20 protein-coding genes are annotated in these 21,097 nt (G+C 74.1%); 10 read left to right on the top strand and 10 right to left on the bottom strand.

All coding sequences use genetic code 11. The features are described from left to right. Nucleotides 1–36 precede the first annotated feature (36 nt). Nucleotides 37–549: a GNAT family N-acetyltransferase gene (locus tag ABFX46_RS17230; protein WP_346043299.1), complete on the bottom strand. Its 513-nt coding sequence runs from the start codon at nt 547–549 to the stop codon at nt 37–39. Between the two features lie 44 nt (nt 550–593). Next, entirely contained in the window at nt 594–1,394 is an 801-nt protein-coding gene (locus tag ABFX46_RS17225; RefSeq protein ID WP_346043298.1) for an SDR family NAD(P)-dependent oxidoreductase, read from the bottom strand. Between the two features lie 81 nt (nt 1,395–1,475). Between ABFX46_RS17225 and ABFX46_RS17220 the strand changes: the two genes are divergently transcribed. The 6 genes from ABFX46_RS17220 (at nt 1,476) to ABFX46_RS17195 (ending at nt 7,220) form a co-directional block, all read left to right on the top strand. Beyond that, nucleotides 1,476–2,186 carry a spermidine synthase family protein gene (locus ABFX46_RS17220; protein ID WP_346043297.1) on the top strand — a complete coding sequence of 237 codons (711 nt, stop codon included), beginning with the start codon at nt 1,476–1,478 and terminating at the stop codon, nt 2,184–2,186. 117 nt (nt 2,187–2,303) lie between these two features. Continuing rightward, on the top strand, nt 2,304–2,891 hold the full coding sequence (locus tag ABFX46_RS17215) for a biotin transporter BioY (RefSeq protein WP_346043296.1): 588 nt from the start codon (nt 2,304–2,306) through the stop codon (nt 2,889–2,891). Nucleotides 2,892–3,079: 188 nt separating this feature from the next. Beyond that, nucleotides 3,080–4,315, top strand: coding sequence for an isochorismate synthase (locus tag ABFX46_RS17210; protein ID WP_346043294.1), 1,236 nt, complete (start codon nt 3,080–3,082; stop codon nt 4,313–4,315). Between the two features lie 52 nt (nt 4,316–4,367). Next, on the top strand, nt 4,368–5,378 hold the full coding sequence (locus ABFX46_RS17205; RefSeq protein WP_346043293.1) for a helix-turn-helix transcriptional regulator: 1,011 nt from the start codon (nt 4,368–4,370) through the stop codon (nt 5,376–5,378). Nucleotides 5,379–5,465: 87 nt separating this feature from the next. Beyond that, nucleotides 5,466–5,948, top strand: a complete 483-nt coding sequence (locus ABFX46_RS17200) for a cation:proton antiporter regulatory subunit (RefSeq protein WP_346043292.1) — start codon at nt 5,466–5,468, stop codon at nt 5,946–5,948. A gap of 6 nt (nt 5,949–5,954) precedes the next feature. Beyond that, nucleotides 5,955–7,220, top strand: coding sequence for a cation:proton antiporter (locus tag ABFX46_RS17195; RefSeq protein ID WP_346043290.1), 1,266 nt, complete (start codon nt 5,955–5,957; stop codon nt 7,218–7,220). 57 nt (nt 7,221–7,277) lie between these two features. Here the strand turns inward: ABFX46_RS17195 and ABFX46_RS17190 are convergent, their stop codons facing one another. After that, nucleotides 7,278–8,093, bottom strand: a complete 816-nt coding sequence (locus ABFX46_RS17190) for an Fpg/Nei family DNA glycosylase (RefSeq protein WP_346043289.1) — start codon at nt 8,091–8,093, stop codon at nt 7,278–7,280. Between the two features lie 22 nt (nt 8,094–8,115). After that, nucleotides 8,116–9,156 carry a fatty acid desaturase family protein gene (locus ABFX46_RS17185; protein ID WP_346043287.1) on the bottom strand — a complete coding sequence of 347 codons (1,041 nt, stop codon included), beginning with the start codon at nt 9,154–9,156 and terminating at the stop codon, nt 8,116–8,118. Between the two features lie 203 nt (nt 9,157–9,359). On the opposite strand from ABFX46_RS17185, the gene ABFX46_RS17180 reads away from it, so the two are divergent. Further along, nucleotides 9,360–10,145 (top strand): tyrosine-protein phosphatase, encoded by a 786-nt coding sequence (locus ABFX46_RS17180; RefSeq protein WP_346043285.1) that lies wholly within the window; start codon nt 9,360–9,362, stop codon nt 10,143–10,145. Nucleotides 10,146–10,289: 144 nt separating this feature from the next. Here the strand turns inward: ABFX46_RS17180 and menD are convergent, their stop codons facing one another. The 3 genes from menD to ABFX46_RS17165 form a co-directional block, all read right to left on the bottom strand. After that, nucleotides 10,290–11,957: a 2-succinyl-5-enolpyruvyl-6-hydroxy-3-cyclohexene-1-carboxylic-acid synthase gene (menD, locus tag ABFX46_RS17175; RefSeq protein ID WP_346043284.1), complete on the bottom strand. Its 1,668-nt coding sequence runs from the start codon at nt 11,955–11,957 to the stop codon at nt 10,290–10,292. Further along, nucleotides 11,954–12,904 (bottom strand): o-succinylbenzoate synthase, encoded by a 951-nt coding sequence (locus ABFX46_RS17170; protein ID WP_346043283.1) that lies wholly within the window; start codon nt 12,902–12,904, stop codon nt 11,954–11,956. The genes menD and ABFX46_RS17170 overlap by 4 nt, the downstream gene beginning before the upstream one ends. 76 nt (nt 12,905–12,980) lie before the next feature. After that, on the bottom strand, nt 12,981–13,880 hold the full coding sequence (locus ABFX46_RS17165; RefSeq protein WP_346043282.1) for a 1,4-dihydroxy-2-naphthoyl-CoA synthase: 900 nt from the start codon (nt 13,878–13,880) through the stop codon (nt 12,981–12,983). A gap of 111 nt (nt 13,881–13,991) precedes the next feature. Between ABFX46_RS17165 and ABFX46_RS17160 the strand changes: the two genes are divergently transcribed. From ABFX46_RS17160 to ABFX46_RS17150, 3 genes are all read left to right on the top strand, one after another. After that, nucleotides 13,992–15,152 carry an AMP-binding protein gene (locus tag ABFX46_RS17160; protein ID WP_346043281.1) on the top strand — a complete coding sequence of 387 codons (1,161 nt, stop codon included), beginning with the start codon at nt 13,992–13,994 and terminating at the stop codon, nt 15,150–15,152. A gap of 57 nt (nt 15,153–15,209) precedes the next feature. Beyond that, complete coding sequence (locus ABFX46_RS17155; protein ID WP_346043280.1) at nt 15,210–16,247, top strand: cation diffusion facilitator family transporter; 1,038 nt, start codon at nt 15,210–15,212, stop codon at nt 16,245–16,247. A gap of 253 nt (nt 16,248–16,500) precedes the next feature. Further along, entirely contained in the window at nt 16,501–17,886 is a 1,386-nt protein-coding gene (locus tag ABFX46_RS17150; protein WP_346043278.1) for an RNA polymerase sigma factor, read from the top strand. 41 nt (nt 17,887–17,927) lie between these two features. Here the strand turns inward: ABFX46_RS17150 and ABFX46_RS17145 are convergent, their stop codons facing one another. The 3 genes from ABFX46_RS17145 to ABFX46_RS17135 form a co-directional block, all read right to left on the bottom strand. After that, a complete protein-coding gene (locus ABFX46_RS17145; RefSeq protein ID WP_346043277.1) occupies nt 17,928–19,115 on the bottom strand; it encodes an esterase-like activity of phytase family protein in 1,188 nt (395 codons plus the stop codon). 91 nt (nt 19,116–19,206) lie between these two features. After that, a complete protein-coding gene (locus tag ABFX46_RS17140; protein WP_346043276.1) occupies nt 19,207–20,103 on the bottom strand; it encodes an ABC transporter permease in 897 nt (298 codons plus the stop codon). Between the two features lie 2 nt (nt 20,104–20,105). Continuing rightward, on the bottom strand, nt 20,106–21,089 hold the full coding sequence (locus ABFX46_RS17135) for an ATP-binding cassette domain-containing protein (RefSeq protein WP_346043275.1): 984 nt from the start codon (nt 21,087–21,089) through the stop codon (nt 20,106–20,108). Nucleotides 21,090–21,097 lie beyond the last annotated feature (8 nt).

Raw genomic sequence — 21,097 nt, 5'->3', positions numbered from 1 at the left:
ACACGGTAACCATCGAAGAGGAAGAGGTGTTCCCGGTCACAGATCGCCGCGCAGCACGCTGTACAGCACCTCGTCGCGGTACCGGCCGCCCAGGAAGCTCCAGCCGCGCATCACGCCCTCGCGCGTGAACCCCGCCCTCTCCAGCGCCCGCTGCTCGGCGAGATTGTCCACGTCGGTCTCGGCCTGGACCCGGTGGGCCGGGGTGTGCGCGAACAGGTACTCCACCAGCAGCCGCTGCGCGCGGGTCCCCGCGCCCCTCCCCCGCGCCGCCGGCGCCAGCGCGATCCCGATGCTCCAGCACCACGACCGCGCCGTCGTCGCCACGCGGCGGTAGGACACCACCCCGAGCCGGTCGCCGCCCGCGGCCACCAGCAGGGTGCCGGTGTCCTCGCCGAGCATCCCGTCGGCCTCCCACCGGCGCCGGAACCGGCGGACATCGAACCAGCCCTCCCACAGGAACGGCCCGGCCAGCTCCGGATCGGTGCGCAGCCGCTCGATGAACGGCAGATCGTCCTCGGCGACGGGCCGCAGCCGCACAAGATCGTCCATGGGCGTCCACCGTAGGACGGCGCGGCCCCGCGCACCACCCGGTCTCAGCGCAGCGTGGACAGGCCCCCGTCGACGTGCAGGACCTGCCCGGTGATGTAGGACGCGCGGTCCGACAGCAGGAACACCGCCGCGTCCGCGACCTCCCACGCCGTCCCCTGCCGGTGCATCGGGATCAGGCGCGCCACCTGCTCGCGGGAGGCGTTCCCGGACGAGGCGTCCCGCCCCATCACCGTGTCGATCAGGCCCGGCGCCACCACGTTCGCGCGGATCCCGCGCGGCGCGCCCTCGGCCGCGATGTGCCGCGCCAGCCCTGTCAGGCCCGCCTTGGACGCGTCGTAGGACGGCGACCGCGACCCCGGCTTCGTCCCGGCCAGCGACCCGATGAACACCAGCGACGCGCCGGCCTCCAGCGCCGGCATCGCGGCCTTGCCGACCAGGAACGGGGCGCGCAGGTTCACGTGCAGGACCCGGTCCCAGTCGGCCAGCGCCGTCCCGGCCAGCCCGTACCCGATCCCGATCCCGGCGTTGAACACCACCCCGTCCAGCCCGCCGAGCCCCTCGCCCGCCCGCGCCACCACGCGGTCGCAGGCCGCCGGGTCGGTGACGTCGGCCGCCACCGTGCACGCCCGCCCGCCCTCGCCGGCGATCATCGCGGCGGTCTCGCCCGCCGCGTCCTCGTCGACGTCCGCGCACGCCACCGCCGCGCCCTCGCGGGCCGCGGCCACCGCGATCGCGCGGCCGTTGCCGACCGGCGCGTCGGGATCGGCGCTCGGCCGCGTCCCCGCGCCGACGACCAGGATCCGGCGTCCGGCCAGCAGCCCGCCGGAGGGGCGAAGATCGGGCATGCCCGGCACCGTAGCCGACACCGCCCGCCCCCGCCCAGACCCGTCCCGCCCCGCGGACGCGGGACGGCTAGGGTGCGGATCATGGCAGCAGGCACGGTGGGAGGCACGGCGGCGGGTGGCGCGGCGGCGGCGTCCGGGGAGCCGGTGGTCGTCGAGCGCGCCGCCGGCGTCGGCGGCGAACTGGTACTGCGCCGCGCCGGCGCCCACTACGAGATCATCAGCAACGGCGTGTTCCTCATGGACACCCGCAACGGCGAGTCCGAGCGGATCCTGGTCCGCACCGCCGTGGCCGGCCTGGACGGGCCCGTGCGGCTGCTCATCGGCGGCCTCGGCGTCGGGTTCTCCCTCGCCGAGGCGCTCACCCTGCCCGCCGTGGCGCACGTCACCGTCGTCGAACGCGAACCCGCCGTCGTCGGCTGGCACGCCGGGCCGCTGCGCCCCTGGTCGGGCGGCGCGCTCGACGACCCCCGCGTCACCGTCCGCCGCGACGACCTCCTCGACGTCGTCGCCGACCCCGCCGCGGGCCCCTTCGACGCCCTGTGCCTGGACATCGACAACGGCCCCGACTGGACCGTCACCCCCGGCAACGCCCGCCTCTACGCCCCCGCCGGCCTGGACCGCCTCGCCCGGCTGCTGACCCCGCGCGGCGTCCTGGCGGTGTGGAGCGCGAACGCCGCGCCCGCGTTCGAGGCGCTGCTGCGCGGACGGTTCGCCCGGGTGGAGGCCCGGCCGGTGCCGGTGCCGCGCGGCGAACCCGACGTGGTGTACCTCGCCTCCCGCCCCACCGGGTGACCGGCCCACTGACCGGCCCCTACAAAGCGGCGCCGCTCGTTTTGGCGGCCCACCTGATCCGCCCCCGAAGACCAGTTCGCTAGGTTTCGGCCTGACAAAACCTTTTTGGGAGGATCTGTGGCTACTGCCCACGCAACCCAGCGGCGCCCCGCCGTCCTGGGCGACCTGCTGCCCGGTTCCCTGGCCCGCGACGCCGCCCTCGTCGCCGGCGCCGCCGCGTTCGTCGGCGTCGCCGCGCAGATCGCGGTCCCGCTGCCCGGAACCCCCGTCCCGGTCACCGGGCAGACCTTCGCGGTGCTCCTCGCCGGCGCCGCCCTCGGCACCGGCCGCGCCGCCCTCGGCATGCTCGTCTACCTGCTCGCCGGCATGGCCGGCGTCCCCTGGTTCACCGACGGCACCTCCGGCGCCGGCTTCCCCACCCTCGGCTACATCATCGGGTTCATCGCCGCAGCCGCCGTCGTCGGACGCCTCGCCGAACACGGCGGCGACCGCACCCCGCTGCGCACCGTCGGCACCATGCTGGTCGGCACCGCCATCATGTACGCCGCCGGCGTCCCCTACCTGATGGCCGCCCTCCACGTCGACCTCGCCAAGGCCGTCGACCTCGGCATGACGCCGTTCCTGGCCGGCGACGCCCTCAAGGTGCTGCTGGCCGCCGGGCTGCTGCCCGCCGCCTGGAAGCTCACCGGCGCCGCCCGCCGCTGACCCGCCCCCTCCGCCCGTCCCGCCCCCGGCGCCCGCGCATGGGGACGGGACGGACGGGCATGGTGCCCCCGCACCGCCGAACCGCGCACCGCCCGCCCGCCTGCCGCGCGCCGGTGTGGCGCACACCTCACACCGCACCCCCGCCCCCGCCGTTTGAACAGGTTCAAATCTGGCGTACAGTGGCCCGTGTGAAGCTCGCCGTGACAGCACCGGACCGACTCACCGTCCGCACCGTCCCGATCCCCGACCCGGGCGACCTCATCGCGCGGCTTCCGCACCCCTCCGCGCTCGCCTGGATCCGCCACGGCCAGGGCATCGTCGGCTGGGGCGAGGCCGCCCGCCTCACCCTCCCCGGCGGCGAAGACCGCTTCACCGCCGCCGCCCGCCTGCTCGGCGACCTGTTCGGCGCCGCCGCCGTCGACGACCCCGTCGCCGTCCCCGGCTCCGGACCCGTCGCCTTCGGCTCCTTCGGCTTCGACCCCAAATCCCCCGACTCCACCCTCATCGTCCCGCGCCGCGTCCTCGGCCGCCGCGACGGACACGCCTGGCTCACCACCATCGGCGACGACACCGACCCCCTCACCCTCGCCAACCCGCCCCGCCCGCCCGCCGGCCTGCACTGGAGCGACGGCGCCCGCACCGAAGACGACTGGGCCCGCGCCGTCGCCGCCGCCGTCGACCGCATCCGCGGCGGACGCCTCGGCAAGGTCGTCCTCGCCCGCGACCTCACCGCCCGCGCCACCGCCCCCATCGACGCCCGCGTCCTCCTGCAGCGCCTCGCCGCACGCTTCCCCGGCTGCTACACCTTCTCCTGCGCCGGCCTCGTCGGCGCCACCCCCGAACTCCTCATCCGCCGCACCGGCGACGCCGTCGAATCCCTCGTCCTGGCCGGCACCACCGCCCGCGGCGCCACCCCCGACGACGACCGCGACCGCGGCCGCCGCCTCTTCGCCTCCGCCAAGGACCGCGAGGAGCACGCCTACGCCGCCGAGATGGTCCGCGACGCCCTCACCCCCCTGTGCGCCGACCTCACCGTCCCCGACCGGCCCGAACTCCTCACCCTCCCCAACGTCCTGCACCTCGCCTCCCCCATCCACGGCCGCCTGGCCGCCGACCGCTCCGTCCTGGACGTCGTCGCCGCCCTGCACCCCACCCCCGCCGTCTGCGGCACCCCCACCGCCACCGCCCTCGACCTCATCCGCGAACTCGAGGGCATGGACCGCGGCCGCTACGCCGGCCCCGTCGGCTGGGTCGACGCCCGCGGCGACGGCGAATGGGGCATCGCCCTGCGCTGCGCCGAGATCGACGGCACCCGCGCCCGCCTCTTCGCCGGCTGCGGCATCGTCGCCGACTCCGACCCCGCCGCCGAACTCGCCGAAGCCCGCGCCAAATTCCGCCCCATGCAGTACGCCCTCCAAGGCTGACCCGCCCCGCACACCCCCACCGGGCACCCGCGGAACAGGGCACACTGGGACGATGCGTGCGAGCCGGCTGCTGTCCCTCCTCCTGCTCCTGCAGACCCGCGAACGCATGACCGCCCGCGAACTCGCCGCCGAACTCGAAGTCTCCGTCCGCACCGTCTACCGCGACGTCGAATCCCTCAGCGCCGCCGGCGTCCCCGTCTACGCCGACCGCGGACCCGACGGCGGCTACCGCCTCCTCGGCGGCTACCGCACCCGCCTCACCGGCCTCACCGAAGCCGAAGCCGCCTCCCTCCCCCTGTCCGGCATCCCCGGACCCGCCACCCAGCTCGGCCTCGGCGACGTCCTCGCCGCCGAACTCAAACTCCTCGCCGCTCTCCCGCCCGCCCTCCGCACCCGCGCCACCCGCATCCGCGAACGCTTCCACCTTGACGCACCCGGCTGGTTCCGCACCCCCGACGACGTCCCCCACCTGCACGCCATCGCCGACGCCGTCTGGAACCAGCACCGCATCCAGGTCCGCTACCGCCGCTGGCAGCGCCCCCAGCAGGTCACCCGCACCCTCGAACCCCTCGGCGTCGTCCTCAAGGCCGGCTCCTGGTACCTCATCGCCCGACCCGCCGACCCCACCGCCGACCCCACCGGCGACCCGCGCACCTACCGCATCTCACGCGTCCTCGCCCTCACCTCCCTGCCCGACCGGTTCGACCGCCCCGACGGCTTCGACCTCGCCGCCCACTGGACCGCCTACACCCAGCGCTTCGAAGCCGACTCCTACCCCGAACACGCCACCGTCCTGATCTCCCCCGACGGCCTCACCCGCGCCCCGACCCTGCTCCCGCCCGCCATGGCCCGCGCCGCCCTCGACACCGCCGACCCGCCCGACCCCCGCGGATGGGTCCGCGCCGTCCTCCCCATCGAATCCGTCCGCCACGCCCACGTCGAGTTCCTCAAACTCGGCGCCGACGTCGAAGTCCTCCACCCGCCCGAACTCCGCGCCATGATCACCGACACCGTCCGCGCACTCGCCGCCCGCTACACCCCCGCACCCGCTCAACTGCGATAACGACCCGCACCCGCGCGCCCGGCGACCCCACCGCGCCCGGTACGGTCGTGTACGACCCCAGAACAGCGAGACGGAGGACGAAGCACCGTGGACGTCGAACGGACCGCTTTGCCCGGAATCGGCCTGCAGCACGTCATGACCACCGGACGCGGCCGCCAACTCGGCGTCATCTCCCACCGCACCGGACGCCGCGACCTGGTCATCTACGACAAAGAAGACCCCGACAGCTGCATCGCCACCGTCGCCCTCACCGCCGAAGAGGCCAACGCCATCGCCGAACTCCTCGGCACCGGACGCATCGTCGAACACCTCGCCGAACTCCACCGCCAGGTCGAAGGACTCGTCACCGAGCAGTACCCCATCTCCGCCGGCTCCCCCTACGACGGACGCCCCCTCGGCGACACCCGCGCCCGCACCCGCACCGGCGCCTCCATCGTCGCCGTCGTCCGCGAAGGACAGGTCCTCGCCAGCCCCCGCCCCGACTTCACCTTCACCGCCGGAGACATCGTCGTCGTCGTCGGCACCGGAGAAGGCACCTCGGCCGTCGCCCAGATCCTCGCGACCGGCTGACCGCGCATGCACGCAGCCGTCCAACTCATCGAACTCGGCGCCATCATCCTCGCCCTCGGACTCCTCGGCGCCGTCTCCGTCCGCTTCTCGATCTCCCCCATCCCCCTCTACCTCATCGCCGGCCTCGCCTTCGGCTCCGGCGGCATCCTCCCCCTCACCACCAGCGAGGAATTCGTCTCCATCGGCGCCGAAGTCGGCGTCATCCTCCTGCTGTTCAGCCTCGGCCTCGAATACACCGCGAGCGAACTCGTCGGCACCCTGCGCACCAACGCCCCCACCGGCCTCGCCGACATCGCCCTCAACGCCGCCCCCGGCGTCGCCGCCGCACTCCTGCTCGGCTGGGGCCCCGTCGCCGCCGTCGCCATGGGCGGCATCACCTACGTCACCTCCTCCGGCATCACCGCCAAGGTCATCGGCGACCTCGGCTGGATCGGCAACCGCGAAACCCCCGCCCTGCTGTCGGTCCTCGTCTTCGAGGACCTCACCATGGCCGCCTACCTCCCCATCCTCACCGCCCTGCTCGCCGGCGCCGGACTCATCGGCGGCGCCACCACCCTCGCCGTCGCCGCCGCCACCATCACCGTCATCCTCTACATCGCCCTCCGCCACGGAAAGCTCGTCGAACGCTTCGTCGCCAGCCCCAGCGAAGAAGTCCTCCTCCTCAAAGTCCTCGGCCTCACCCTCCTCGTCGCCGGCATCGCCCAGCGCCTCCAGGTCTCCGCCGCCGTCGGCGCCTTCCTCGTCGGCATCGCCCTGTCCGGCACCCTCGCCCACACCGCCCAGAAACTCCTCACCCCCCTGCGCGACCTCTTCGCCGCCGTCTTCTTCGTCTTCTTCGGCCTGCGCACCGACCCCGGCGACCTCCCACCCGTCCTCGGCGTCGCCGCCCTCCTCGCCGCCGCCGGCATCTTCACCAAGATGGCCACCGGCTGGATCGCCGCCCGCCGCGCCGGCGTCGCGACCACCGGACGCCTCCGCGCCGGCGCCGCCCTCATCCCCCGCGGCGAATTCAACATCGTCATCGCCGGCCTCGCCGTTAGCGCCGGCACCAACCCGCGCCTCGGCCCCCTCGCCGCCGCCTACGTCCTCATCCTCGCCGTCGCCGGTCCCGTCCTCGCCCGCGGCACCGAACCCCTCGCCGCCCGCCTGCGCAAGCACCGCGCGCAACGCCGCGCCCCGCAGACCGACGACGACGTCCCCGTCATCACCCGACCCGCCCACACCACCCACACCGCCACCGGCGACACCGGCCCCACCCCCACCGTCTCCTGACCCGGCGGGACGCCGCACCCCGGCACGTCACACTGCACGACGCCACACGGCGGCACCTCACACGGCGGACGGCTGGCACCCCGGACACCAGAACAGGTTCCGCGACGCCACCTCCGCCGCCGCCACCGGCGTCCCGCACACCAGGCACGGCAACCCCGCACGCCGGTACACGTACACCTCACCACCGTGGTCGTCCACCCGCGGCGGACGCCCCATCACCTCCGGCGTGTGCTCCGGACGGACCGTGTCGATCCGCCCCGCACGTACCCCTTCCGCCATCAGCAGCACCAGATCGTCCCAGATCGCCGCCCACTGCCCCGCCGACAGCCGCCGCCCCGGCAACCGCGGATCGATCCCCTGCCGGAACAGCACCTCCGCCCGGTAGATGTTCCCCGGCCCCGCCACCACCGACTGATCCATCAGCAGCACCGCGATCGGCGTCCGCGCCCGGCTGACCCGCCGCCACGCCAGGTCCGGATCGGCGTCCGCCCGCAGCGGATCCGGACCCAGCCGGTCCCGCAGCAGCTTCACCTCACCCGGCTCCAGCACCTCGCACGTGTTCGGACCCCGCAGATCCGCGAAATGCTCCCCGCCCACCAGCCGCAACCGCACCAGCCCCACCGGCTCCGGAGCCGGCAGCGCCCCGAACCCGAACCGCCCGTAGATCCCCAGATGGACGTGCAGCGTCAACTCGTCGTCGAACCCCAGCAGCAGATGCTTGCCGTGCGCGTCCGCGTCCGCCAGCACCCGCCCGTCCAGCCGCCGTGCCCCCTCGGCGAACCGCCCCTGCGGACTCGAGGCCGCGACGGCGAGGCCGCCGAACATCCGCTGATGATCGGCGGCCAGGCGATGAATCGTGTGTCCCTCCGGCATGGCCCGGAGCATAGCCCCGCCCCTACCGCAGCGGCTCCCCGATCTCCCGCATGTGACCGAGAGCCTCCCGGTACGACGCGATCAGGCCCGTCTCGGTGTAGGGCAGGCCCACCGCCGCGCAGTGCTCCATCACCAGCGGACGCACCCGCCGCAGGCTGCACCGCGGCACCCCCGGGAACAGGTGGTGCTCGATCTGGTAGTTCAGCCCGCCCATCAGCCAGTCGGTCGCCACCCCGCCCCGCACGTTCCGCGACGTCAGCACCTGCCGCCGCAGATGCCCCCACCGCTCACCCGGCTCCGGCATCGCCATCCCCTTGTGGTTCGGCGCGAACACCGCACCCAGATGCACCCCGAACAGCGCGTGCTGCACCGCGATCAGCGCCACCGCCTGCGCCGGCGGCAGCAGCGCGAACGCCAGCCCCAGATACCCCGCCGCGTGCACCAGCAGCAGACCGCCCTCGACCAGCTGAGCGCGCCGCGAACGGCCCCGCAGGAACAGCAGGCTCCCCACCTTCAGGTTGACGCCCTCCAGCGTCAGCAGAGGGAAGAACAGCGCCGCCTGATGCCGCGCCACCCACCGCAGCACGCCCCGCTTCCGCCCGGCCTGCTCGCTCGTCCACGCCAGCACGCCCTCCCCCACGTCCGGGTCCTTGCCCACATGGTTCGGATTGGCGTGATGCCGGTTGTGCTTGTCGTTCCACCACCCGTGCCCCATCCCCAGCAGCAGGTTGCCCAGCAGCAGCCCCAGCCACCGGTTCGCCCGCGCGCTCCGCGCGATCTGCCGGTGGCCCGCGTCGTGCCCGAGGAACGCCGTCCGCGCCGCCAGGACGGCGAGGGGAACGCCCAGCAGAACCGTCCACCAGCCGTCCCCCGCCCACGCCACCGCGCCCCACACCGCGGCCGTCGCGGCCAGGTTCAGCCCGATCGCCCGCGCGTAGTAGCCGCGGCGGCGCTCCAGCAGCCCGCTCTCGCGGACCCGCCGCGCCAGCGGAGCGAAGTCACTGCCGGCCCGGCCCTCCGGCACGGCGGGCGACGGGGACGGAGCGTGCAGGGTCGCGGGCATGAAGCCTCCAGTTCGAGCAGGAAAGTACGACTGCTCGAACGCTACGGAGCGTGAGGCCGCGCGGTCGCCACGCTGCGGAGCCAACCGTCCCCTGGCTCGCAGGTCCCGGTACGGGCCCGCACCTCACCCCAAGGGCGCCCTTCCGGCCCGAACGGGACCCTGCGTAAAAGACCGGCCACTGCGCCCCTATAAGGTCATAAGTCATGGACGATGGCACGCGGTGGATCGAACTGGACGGAGCCGTCAACGCCCGAGACCTCGGCGGGCTCCCCACGGCCGACGGCAGAACCACCCGGTGGGGCCGCGTGCTCCGCTCCGACAACCTCCAGGACCTCTCGGTCACCGACATCCGGATCCTGCTCGACGACTACGCCCTGAAGAACGTCATCGACCTGCGCAGCGACGCCGAAGTGCGCCTCGAAGGCCCCGGACCGCTCACCCGCATACCGACCGTGACCGTCCACCAGCTGTCGCTGTTCCCCGAGGCCGGCCGCCACACCGACGTCGCCGCCGACACCGAGCCGGACGCGGACGTCGACAAGGCGCTCCCCTGGCAGGACGACCGCTCCACCGACCACTACCTCGGCTACCTCACCGACCGCGGTGACTCCATCGTCGCCGCCCTCCGCGTCATGACCCGCACCGACGGCTCGTCACTGGTGCACTGCGCCGCCGGCAAGGACCGCACCGGCGTCGTCTGCGCCCTCGCCCTGGACGTCGCCGGCGTCACCCGCGAGGCCATCGTCGCCGACTACGTCCAGACCGGCGAACGCCTGGAGGCGATCCTGCGCCGGCTGCGGGCCAGCGACACCTACGCCGCCGACCTCGACTCCCGCCCCGCCGACACCCACAGGCCGCACGCCGCGCTGATGGAGAAGCTCCTCGCCCGCGTCGACGAGGAGTTCGGCGGGACGCTCGGCTGGCTCGCCGGGCACGGCTGGACGCCCGAGGACACCGACGCCCTCCGCGACCGCCTCCTGACCCCCTGACCAGCCCCCTCTCCGGCACGACGGGGTCTCGCCGTCGGGGGAGGTCTTTGTGCGGTCGAAAGGTGAGGGTGGTGCCACGGCCCGGCGCCTTTACATTGTAAATTGAAGGCTGAAACGTTCGGCGGCGCGGGCCGGCGGCGGAGCTCAGGCGAGGGTCTCGCGGACGGCGGCCTGGGCCGCCGTGCGGATGTCGGCGTGCAGGGACGCGTTCGCCTCCCTGTCGGTGCGGGCCTCGATGATCCGCAGCCCCTCCCCCGCCATCGCCTTCGGCAGGTCCGCCGCGGCCTCCAGCCGCCGGTACGGGACGCCGTGCGCGGCGGCGACGGTCTCCACGTCCACCTGGTGCGGGGTGCCGAAGACCCGCTCGAACGGCCCGTGCAGCGCCGCCTGCGGCAGCAGCGAGAAGATCCCGCCGCCCCGGTTGTTCACCACGATGACCGCCAGGTCGGGGCGCCGGTCGTACGGGCCGATGACCAGGCCGTTCTGGTCGTGCAGGAACGCCAGGTCGCCGAGCAGGGCGTAGGAGCGGCCGCTGTGCGCCAGCGCGGCGCCCATCGCCGTCGAGATCAGCCCGTCGATGCCGCTCGCCCCCCGGTTCGCCATGATCCGGATGCCGCGGCGCGGGCGCATCACCTGGTCCAGGTCCCGGATCGGCATGCTCGCCGCGGTGAACAGCAGCGACCCGCCCGGCAGCCCGGCGACCAGGTCGCGGGCCAGCCGCGGCTCGCTCACCTGCGGCACCGCGTCCAGGACGGCGTCCACCGCCGCCGCGGCGGCCAGGTCCGCGGCCCGCCACGACCTCAGCCACGCGTCGTCGCCCGACACCACCGGGATCTCCACCTCGGGCGCCACCTGCGTCGCCGACCGGACGGGGTCGGGCCAGCGCGCCAGGTCCGGGGCGAGGACGATGTGCTCCTCGGCGCGCCGCAGCAGCGACAGCAGCGGCCGCGACAGCCCCGGTTTCCCGAGCGTCACCACGACCTCGGGGCGGTGCCGCTCCACGAACTCCGGGACGCCCAGCAGGAAATGGTGCGACGACAGGGCGTGGTCGCCATAGCGGGCGTTGCCGTTCGGCTCGGCCAGCACGGGCCACCCGGCCATCGACGCCGCCGCCACGTACCGCTTGACGTTCGCCGCCCCGTCCCCCACCACCAGCACGCCGCGGCGGGTCGGCGGGACGTGCAGCACCGACCCCGGCGTCGCCGGCCGCACCTTCGTCCACGCGCCGGTCGCGTCCCCGTCGAGGGGCTCGCACCACGTCTCGTCGCCGTCGGGGATCAGCGGCTCGCGGAACGCCGCGTTCAGATGCACCGGCCCCGGCGACGGCGCCTGCGCCGCCCCCCACGCGCGGCTGACCAGCGACCGCCAGTACGCCACCATCCCCGGGCGGTTCTCCGGCACGCCGACCTCGGTGCTCCACCGCACCGCCGTCCCGTACAGCTTCACCTGGTCGATCGTCTGGTTCGCGCCGGTGTCGCGCAGCTCCGGCGGCCGGTCGGCGGTGAGCACGATCAGCGGGACGCCGGACTCGTGCGCCTCGATCACCGCCGGATGGAAGTTCGCCGCGGCCGTCCCCGACGTGCACACCAGCGCCACCGGGCGGTTCGACCGCTTCGCCAGGCCCAGCCCGAGGAACGACGCCGACCGCTCGTCGATCCGCACGTGCAGCCGCAGCCGCCCCGCCTCCTCGGCGGCCTGCAGCGCCAGCGCCAGCGGCGCCGACCGCGACCCCGGCGCCAGCACCGCGTCGCTCATCCCGCACCGCAGCAGCTCGTCGACCAGGACGGTCGCCAGCGCGGTCGCCGGGTTCACCGCGCCACCTCGATCACCGCGGGACCGGCCAGATGCTCCTGCGCGGCCAGGGCGCGGTCCCGCCACGCCTCCGCGGGGACCTCCCAGCGCCGCAGCGCCTCCTCGTCCAGCACGGGCCGCCGCACCTCGATCTCCCCCGCGACCGGCCGCAGCGGATCGCGCACCACGTCGCCCTCCAGCAGCGACAGCGTGCCCAGCCCGCACGCGTACGGCAGGTCCGGCAGCGCGGCGGCCAGCGCCACGCCCGCCGCCAGCCCCACCGACGTCTCCACCGCGCTCGACACCACCACCGGCAGCCCGCACGCCTCGGCGACCCGCAGCGCCGCCGCGACGCCGCCGAGCGGCTGCACCTTCAGCACCGCCACGTCGGCGGCCCCGGCCGCCCGCACCTTCAGCGGGTCCTCGGCGCGGCGGATCGACTCGTCCGCCGCGACGGGCACGTCCACCCGGCGCCGCACCCGCGCCAGCTCCTCCAGCGTCGCGCAGGGCTGCTCGACGTACTCCAGCTCCCACCGGTCCAGCGCCCGGATCATCCGGGCGGCGTGGTCGACGTCCCAGCGGCCGTTCACGTCGACGCGCACGCGGCCGTCCGGCCCGATCGCGTCCCGGACGGCCTCGACCCGCGCCATGTCGTCGGCGTCGCCCTGCCCGCGCTCGGCGACCTTCACCTTCGCGGTGCGGCAGCCGGACTCCTTGGTCATCGCGAACGCGCGCTCCGGGTCCACCGCCGGGATGGTCACGTTCACCGGGATCCGGTCGCGGACGGGCTCGGGCCAGCCCTCGTGCGCGGCCTCGCGGGCGGCGGCGAGCCAGCGGGCGCACTCGGCCGGGCCGTACTCGGCGAACGGCGAGAACTCCCCCCATCCGGCGGGGCCCCGCACGAGGGCGCCGTCCCGCCGCGTCACACCGCGGAACCGCGTCCGCATCGGGATGGAGAAGACCCGCACCCGCCGAACCCCCTGACCTGCCGATGATCCGCCCGCCGAATCACGGTATTCCGGATCACGCCGTGCGTATGAACACTTAGTAGTACCACGGGAAACGCGACCAGTCGGGGTCGCGCTTCTCCAGGAACGAGTCGCGTCCCTCGGCCGCCTCGTCGGTGCCGTAGGCCAGCCGCGTCGCCTCCCCGGCGAACACCTGCTGGCCGACGAGCCCGTCGTCGACCAGGTTGAACGCGAACTTCAGCATCCGCTGCGCCGTCGGGCTCTTGCCGTTGACCTTCCGCGCCCACTCCAGCGCCGTCGCCTCCAGCTCGGCGTGCGGGACGACCGCGTTGACCATGCCCATCCGGTGCGCCGCCTCGGCGTCGTAGGCGTCGCCGAGGAAGAAGATCTCGCGGGCGAACTTCTGCCCGACCTGCCGCGCCAGGTACGCCGACCCGAACCCGCCGTCGAAGCTCGCCACGTCCGCGTCGGTCTGCTTGAACCGGGCGTGCTCGCGGCTGGCGAGGGTCAGGTCGCACACCACGTGCAGGCTGTGCCCGCCGCCCGCGGCCCAGCCCGGCACCACGCAGATGACGACCTTGCCCATCATCCGGATCAGCCGCTGCACCTCCAGGATGTGCAGCCGCCCCGCCCGCGCCGGGTCGATCGTGTCGGACGTCTCGCCCTCGGCGTACTTGTAGCCGTCCCTGCCGCGGATCCGCTGGTCGCCGCCCGAGCAGAACGCCCAGCCGCCGTCCTTCGGCGACGGCCCGTTGCCCGTCAGCAGCACGCACCCGATGTCGCTGGACATCCGCGCGTGGTCCAGCGCCCGGTACAGCTCGTCCACCGTGTGGGGGCGGAACGCGTTGCGCACCTCCGGGCGGTTGAACGCCACCCGCACCGTGCCGTGGTCGACGGCCCGGTGGTAGGTGATGTCGGTGAAGCCGAACCCCTCGACCTCTTTCCACGCGTCCGCGTCGAACAGCTCCGAGACCATGTGTTCCTCTCCCTGAAGCGCCCGCGCCGGCCGGGTCGCGGGCGGTCGTGCCCCATTCAACCGCTCCCCCGTTTGAACGCGTTCAGCGGGGTCGTCTAGGCTGATGAGATCATGGATCGCCCGCTGCACGCCGTCGTCCTGCCGCCCGGCCCCCGCCTCCTGGACGCCCTGGCCGGCGCGCTCGACGGCGGCCCCGCGATCTGCCCGCTCTCCCCCGACCTGCCCGAGCCGGCCCTCCGCGGCCTGCTGGACGCCCTGGCCCCCGACGCGGTCGAGACGCCCGGAGGGCTCGTCCACCGCGCCGCCGCCGGGCATCCGCCCGCCGACGCCGGCACGGCCGTGCTGATCGCCACGTCCGGGTCCACCGGCGCCCCCAAGTTCGTCGAGCTGTCCGCGGACGCGCTGCGGCACTCCGCCGCCGGGACCCTCGCGCGGATCGGGGCGGGGCCGGGCGACCGGTGGCTGTGCTGCCTGCCCACCAGCCACATCTCCGGCGTCCAGGTCCTCGTCCGGTCGCTGCTCGCCGGCACCGGCCCGGTCATCGCGCCGCGCTTCGACGCCGCCGCCGTCGCGCGGGCGGACGGCTTCCACGTCTCCCTCGTCCCGACCCAGCTGCGCCGCCTGCTCGACACCGGCGCCGACCTGTCGCGGCTCGGCGCCATCGTCCTCGGCGGCGCCGCCGCCGCGCCCGGCCTGCTCGCCGAGGCCCGCGAGCGCGGCGCCCGCGTGTTCACCACCTACGGCATGAGCGAGACGTGCGGCGGCTGCGTCTACGACGGGACGCCGCTTGACGGCATGCGCGTCGCGCTCGGCGACGGCGGCCGGATCCGGCTGGCCGGCCCGTCCCTGTTCACCGGCTACCGGCTGCGCCCCGAGCTGACCGCCGAGGTCAGGGACGGCGACTGGTTCGTCACCCAGGACCTCGGCGCCCTGGAGGGCGGCCGGCTCCGCGTCCGCGGCCGCGTCGACGACGTCATCAACACCGGCGGGGAGAAGGTCGTCGCCGGAGAGGTCGCCGCCGCGCTGTCGCGGCACCCCGCGATCCGCGACGTCGTCGTGGTCGGACGGCCCGACCCCGAATGGGGCGAGCGCGTCACCGCCGTCGTCGTCCCGGCGGCCCCGGCCGTGCCGGAGCTGACCGAGCTGCGCGCGTTCGTCCGCGAGACGATGCCCGCCTACGCCGCCCCCCGCGAGCTGGACCTGGTGGAGGCGATCCCGCTGCTGGCGTCCGGGAAACCCGACCGCGCCCGCCTCCGCGCCCCCGCATCCTGACCCCCGCCCCGCGGCCGGCCGCGCATGACCCGCCGACCGGACGGGGAGAGGACGACCATGGCCGGACAGCGCAGCGGGCAGGAGACGGACGGCGGGCACGGGGAGGGCAAGGAGAACGAGAGCGGTCTCACCGTCCTGCTCACCCTCGGCGCCAACCTGGGCATCGCCGTCGCCAAGGGCTTCGCCGCGCTGATCACCGGTTCGGCGTCGATGGCCGCCGAGACCGCCCACTCGGTCGCCGACACCTTCAACGAGCTGCTGCTGCTCGTCGGGCTGCGCCGCAGCGGCCGCCCGGCCGACCGCCGCCACCCCCTGGGGTACGGCAAGGAGCGCTATACCTGGACGCTGCTGGTCGCCGTCGCGATCTTCGGCATGGGCGCCCTGTTCTCCTTCTACCAGGGCTTCCAGACGCTCACCGGGCACCGGCGGGGCGAGGAGTCCGGCACGCTCATCGCCTTCGGCGTCCTCGGCGTCGCGTTCGTGCTGGAGGGGATCTCCTGGCAGCAGGCCGTCCGGCAGGTCCGCGACGCGGCCCGCGCCGAGGACCTGCCGCTGCTCGCCCACATCCGCCGGACCGACGAGCCCACTTCGGTCAGCGTCCTGCTGGAGGACTCGGCCGCCCTCATCGGCGTCCTGATCGCCGCGGGCGCCCTCGGCCTGCACCGGCTGACCGGCTCGGCAACCTGGGACGGGGTCGGGTCGCTGCTCATCGGCGTGCTGCTCACCGCCGTCGCGCTGGTCCTCGGCCGCATCAACCTCAACCTGCTGACCGGTACCCAGGCCGACCCCCGGATCGTCGCCGACGTCCGCGCCCGCCTCGGCGCGGCGCCCGAGGTCGAGTGGGTCGTGGACATCATCACCGTCACGTTCGGCGCCGACCGCGTCCTCGCCTGCGCCCGGCTGGACTTCCGCGACGACCTCACCGCCGGCGACGTCGAGCGGGCCTGCGTCCGGATGGCGCGCGAACTGCACGACGCGCACGAGGAGATCGACGAGGTGTTCCTCGAACCCGTCCCCCGGGACGACCCTGAGCTGCGAGAACGCGTGATCGCGCGCTATGGGCGGACGCTGCGGCCGAAGGACTCCGGCGGGTAGTGGCGTTCATCACGCCACAACGGCCCGCCGCCTTTACGCAGTAAGGTGAGATCGGTTCTGGTCAGAGGTATGAAACGGCCCATTCCGGGCACCAGCAGCGTCTGGATCGTTCCTCCGCGATCCGCCGGCGGGCCGCCGGTCGCGCGGCCGTGGGAACAATGACCCGGTCGTGCGACGTTCCGATAAGTGCGTGCGCCACCAGCGAACAACAATCCGCGCCGCACTCACACACCGAAGGGAGGGGGGTGTCCCCATGCCGCGAAGCGCCGTCGAGACCCCGCTCACGGAGTCGGCGGGCCCCGCGCTCAGCGAGCTCCTGAAGCGTGGCCGGGCCCAAGGGCGCCTCTCGCTCGACGAGGTGCGAGGGGCCTTCGAGAGCGCCGGGATCAGCCCGGCCCAGGGCCGTTCGATCCTGCGCGAGCTGTCGGAGGCCGGCATCAGCCTGGCGGGCGAGCCGGACACCGTCCGCAAGATGGCCGCGGCCGTCGACCACGACGGAGGCGAGACCGCCCAGGCGACGCCCTCCCCCGCCAAGAAGCGCGCCTCCCGCAGGACCTCGGCCAAGGCGAAGGCCGCCGGCAAGCCCGCGGCCGCGCCGGCCTCGGGCACCGCGGGCACCGCGGGCACCGCGGGCACCGCGGGCACCTCCGAGGACGAGTTCGAGGTCACCGAGGTCGAGGCCGCCGAGGTCGAGGCCGCCGAGCCCGCCGCCGACCTGGACGACCAGTCGACCACCATGGGCGACTCGGTCCACACCTACCTCAAGGCGATCGGGCGCCGCCAGCTGCTCACCGCCGAGCAGGAGGTCGACCTCGCCAAGCGCATCGAGGCCGGGCTGTACGCCGAGCACAAGCTGGAGACCGCCGACTTCTCCCCCGCCCTGCGCGCCGACCTGGAATGGGTCGCCGCCGACGGCCGCCGCGCCAAGGCCCACATGCTGGAGGCCAACCTCCGCCTCGTGGTGTCGGTCGCCAAGAAGTACTCCGACCGCGGCCTGTCGCTGCTGGACGTCGTCCAGGAGGGCAACCTCGGCCTGATACGCGCCGTGGAGAAGTTCGACTACTCCAAGGGCTACAAGTTCTCCACCTACGCGATGTGGTGGATCCGGCAGGCCATCCAGCGCGGCTTCGCCGACTCGGCCCGCACGATCCGGCTGCCCGTGCACGTGCTGGAGATGCTCAGCAAGCTGAGCCGCGTCGAGCGCGACATGCACCAGCGGCTCGGCCGCGAGCCCACGCCCGAGGAACTGGCCGTCGAGCTGGACAAGAGCCCCGAGCAGGTCCGCGAGCTGCTGCGCACCAGCCGCCAGCCGATCAGCCTGGACTCCACCATCGGCGAGGACGGCGAGACCCGCATCGGCGACCTCATCGAGGACACCGACAGCCCCGAGGCGTCCGAGCTCGTCGACCGCCAGCTCATGGCCGACCAGCTGCGCCGCACCCTCGACATCCTGTCCCCGCGCGAAGCCAAGATCATGGCGATGCGGTTCGGGCTGTACGACGGGACGCCGCGCACCCTGGACGAGATCGGCAAGGCCCTCGGGCTGACCCGCGAGCGGATCCGGCAGCTGGAGAAGGAGTCGCTGTCCAAGCTGCGGCACCCCAGCAACGCCCGCCCGCTGCTGGACTTCGCCGTCTGAGCGCTCGGCAGAGGCGCGCACGCGAGTGAGGCCCGCCCGGATCAGCAGCCCCGGACGGCGAACGCCAGGAACTCGGTGACCTCCCCCCGGTCGAAGTTGTCGTCGGACGCGGCGACCAGCGTGCACTCCCCCGACCTCAGCCGCGGCCCCCACGCCAGCGCCTCCAGGTTCTGCGCCGGGGACGCGAACGCGCCGAGGTCGGCGACGAGCCGCTTGCGGACCGGGCGGAACGGGGCGCCCCCGGCGAGGGAGTCGCGGCGCAGGACGTCGGTGGCGCCCCGCACGTCGAACTCGTACAGCCGGACCTTGTAGCCGACGCCCTCCAGCCAGGACCGCTCCAGTGCCAGGAACCGGTGGCCGCCCGCGGCGAGGATCTCCGACACGCCGCTGTCGGCGGCGCCGGTGGGCGGCTCCGGCGCGGCCGGGAGCCGCTCGACCGGGTAGGCGTACTGGGCGCGGACCCGCCCGGCGCGGTCCCACAGCGTGAGGCGCGTCAGGGCGCCGTGCCGCACCGTCGGCGGCTCGCCGTCCTCGTAGCGGGGGCCCTCGACCATCGCGGCGATACCGTGCGGGGTGAAGGTCAGCGCCTCGAACCCGAAGTTGCGGCGCGGGCCCCGGTGCCCCTCGGTGAGCCGCAGCGCCGGCGGGACGCGCAGCGCGCCGGCGTACCGCCCGTCGGTCCGCGCCCAGTCCAGCGACATCTGCGACAGCGGGATCCCCGGGGCGGCCTCGTCGGGCCGGTCGCCCTCGCTGCCCCACAGGACCCGCCGGGTGCGGGGGTCGAAGCGGATCGTCTCCGGGTCGGCCGACCCCGGCTTGCCGAAGCCCGGGTAGGGCCCTCCGCCGGGGCGCTGCAGCGTGACCGAGCCCGTCACCCGTACCCCGGTGAACTTCCCGGTGGCGGGGTCGATGTCGAGCCGGCCGGTGTAGAAGCGGGCCGGGTCGTAGCGCCACCGGTCGTCGGAGATCAGGTACCAGGTGCCGGTGCGGGGATCGCGGTCGATCCCCGACACCCCGCCGAAGGTGGTGCCGCCGGCCTTCATCATGTGCGGGAGCCGCTGCTCCCCGAGGAAGCGCGTGATCTCCAGCCCCTGCGCGGCGGCCCGGGGCGCCGCGCCGCCGGCGGCCTCCGCCCGGGGCCGCCCGTCCGCGAGCGCCCCGCCCGCCACCGCCGCCAGGACGGCGGCCGTCGCAGCCGCCGCCCGCCACATCACCCTGTTCACGTCCACGTCGACTAATATCACCCTTCGCATCCGGACGAGCGCGCTCCGTGCGCAGGGCAAGTATGCGTCAGCGCGGACGTGGCCCGGGGGTGATTTCTCAGTCGGCGCGGCGGAACTCCACGATGGCCACCGCCATCAGGCCGAGGCCCATGCCGAGCACGATGAGGATCTCCAGCCAGATCGGCACCGTCCAGCCGCCCCAGGTGACGCCCGGGTCGAACGTGCGCAGCAGCCGCTGCGAGACGTCCAGGTGCGCGAACACCACGTGCCGCATCGGGTCGACCGCGTAGGTGAGCGGGTTGAACCGGGTCAGCACGCTCAGCCACGTGGGCAGGCCGTTCAGCGGGTACAGGGCGCCCGACAGGAACATCATCGGCATCATCGCCATCTGCATGAGGCCGAAGAACGCCTGCATCTGGGTGATCCGCGCCGCCATCATCACCCCGAACCCGGTCAGCGCGAACGCCCCGATGAACATCAGGCCGATCAGCTGGAGCATGAGCACCGGGTCGTAGGGGACGCCGGCGAGCGGCGCGAGCAGCACGATCACCACGCCCTGCAGGGTCGCCACGACCGCGCCGCCGATGCACTTGCCGATCACGATCGCGCTGCGGCTGACCGGCGCGACGAGCATCTCGCGCAGGAACCCGAACTCGCGGTCCCACACGATCGAGCCGGCGGAGAACATCGCGGTGAACATCACCGACATCGCGCACACGCCGGGGTAGATGAAGGTCTTCAGGTCGACGCTCCCGGCCGGGCCGCCGCCGCTGGTCACGAGGTTGGACAGGCCCGTGCCCATGACCAGCAGCCACAGCACCGGCTGGACGAGCCCGGACACCATGCGCAGCTTGTCCCGCCAGAACCGGATCAGCTCCCGGTGCAGGACGATCTTCACGGCGCGCAGGTCCTGGCGCAGGCCGCGTTCGGGCACCCGCACCCGGACGACCCCGGCCGCCGCCGCCCGCTCGGCCTCTTCCGCGGTGCTCGCCACCGTCACCTCCTCGCCGCGCGCATCGCCATGCGCATCCGGTCGCTCCCGGACGCCTCGGCGTCCCGGATGGTGGAGCCCGTGAAGGACATGAAGACGTCGTCCAAGGACGGGCGCGCCACGTTCACCGACCGGATCGGGACGCCCAGCTCGGCGAACAGCCGCGGCACGAACGCCTCACCGGAGGCGACCGAGAACGTGACCGCGCCCTCCGACACGACGGCGGCCAGGCCGAACCGGTCCTTGATGGCGGCGATCGCCGCCTCGTCGTCGTCCGTCCGAATGCGGATCCGGTCCTCGCCGACGCCCGCCTTGAGCGCCTCGGGGGTGTCGAGGGCGACGATCCGCCCCGAGTCCATGATCGCGATGCGCTCGCAGAACTCGGCCTCGTCCATGTAGTGCGTCGTCATGAAGATCGTGATCTCCTCCGCCCGCTGCAACTGGCGGATGTACTCCCAGATCGACGCGCGGGTCTGCGGGTCCAGGCCGACGGTGGGCTCGTCCAGGAACAGCACCCGCGGCGAGTGCAGCAGGCCGCGCGCGATCTCCAGTCGGCGCTTCATGCCGCCGGAGAAGGTCTGTACCAGGTCGCCGCGCCGGTCCCACAGGTTGACCATCTCCAGCACCTGCCGGATGCGCTCGCCCGTCACCGCGCGCGGCACCCCGTACAGCTCGGCGTGGAAGCGCAGGTTCTGCTCCCCCGACAGGTAGCCGTCGAGGGTCGGGTCCTGGAACACCAGCCCGATGTTGCGGCGCACCGTGTCGCGCTCGGTGACGACGTCGTGGCCCGCGACGCGCGCGGTGCCGCCGCTCGGGCGCAGCAGCGTGCAGAGCATGTTGATGGTGGTGGACTTGCCGGCGCCGTTCGGGCCGAGGAAACCGAAGATCTCCCCCGGCCGCACGGTGAAGTCGATCCCCCGCACGGCCTCCACGTCGCCGAACTTCCTGATGAGGCCGTCGACCTCGACGGCGGGTCCCCCGTCCGGCATGGGGCCTC

It is taken from the genome of Actinomadura chokoriensis (genome assembly GCF_039529475.1).
GTDB lineage: Bacteria > Actinomycetota > Actinomycetes > Streptosporangiales > Streptosporangiaceae > Spirillospora > Spirillospora bangladeshensis.
The sequence above is the reverse complement of the archived record's forward strand: the minus strand, read 5'-3'. Positions and strand labels throughout refer to the sequence as shown.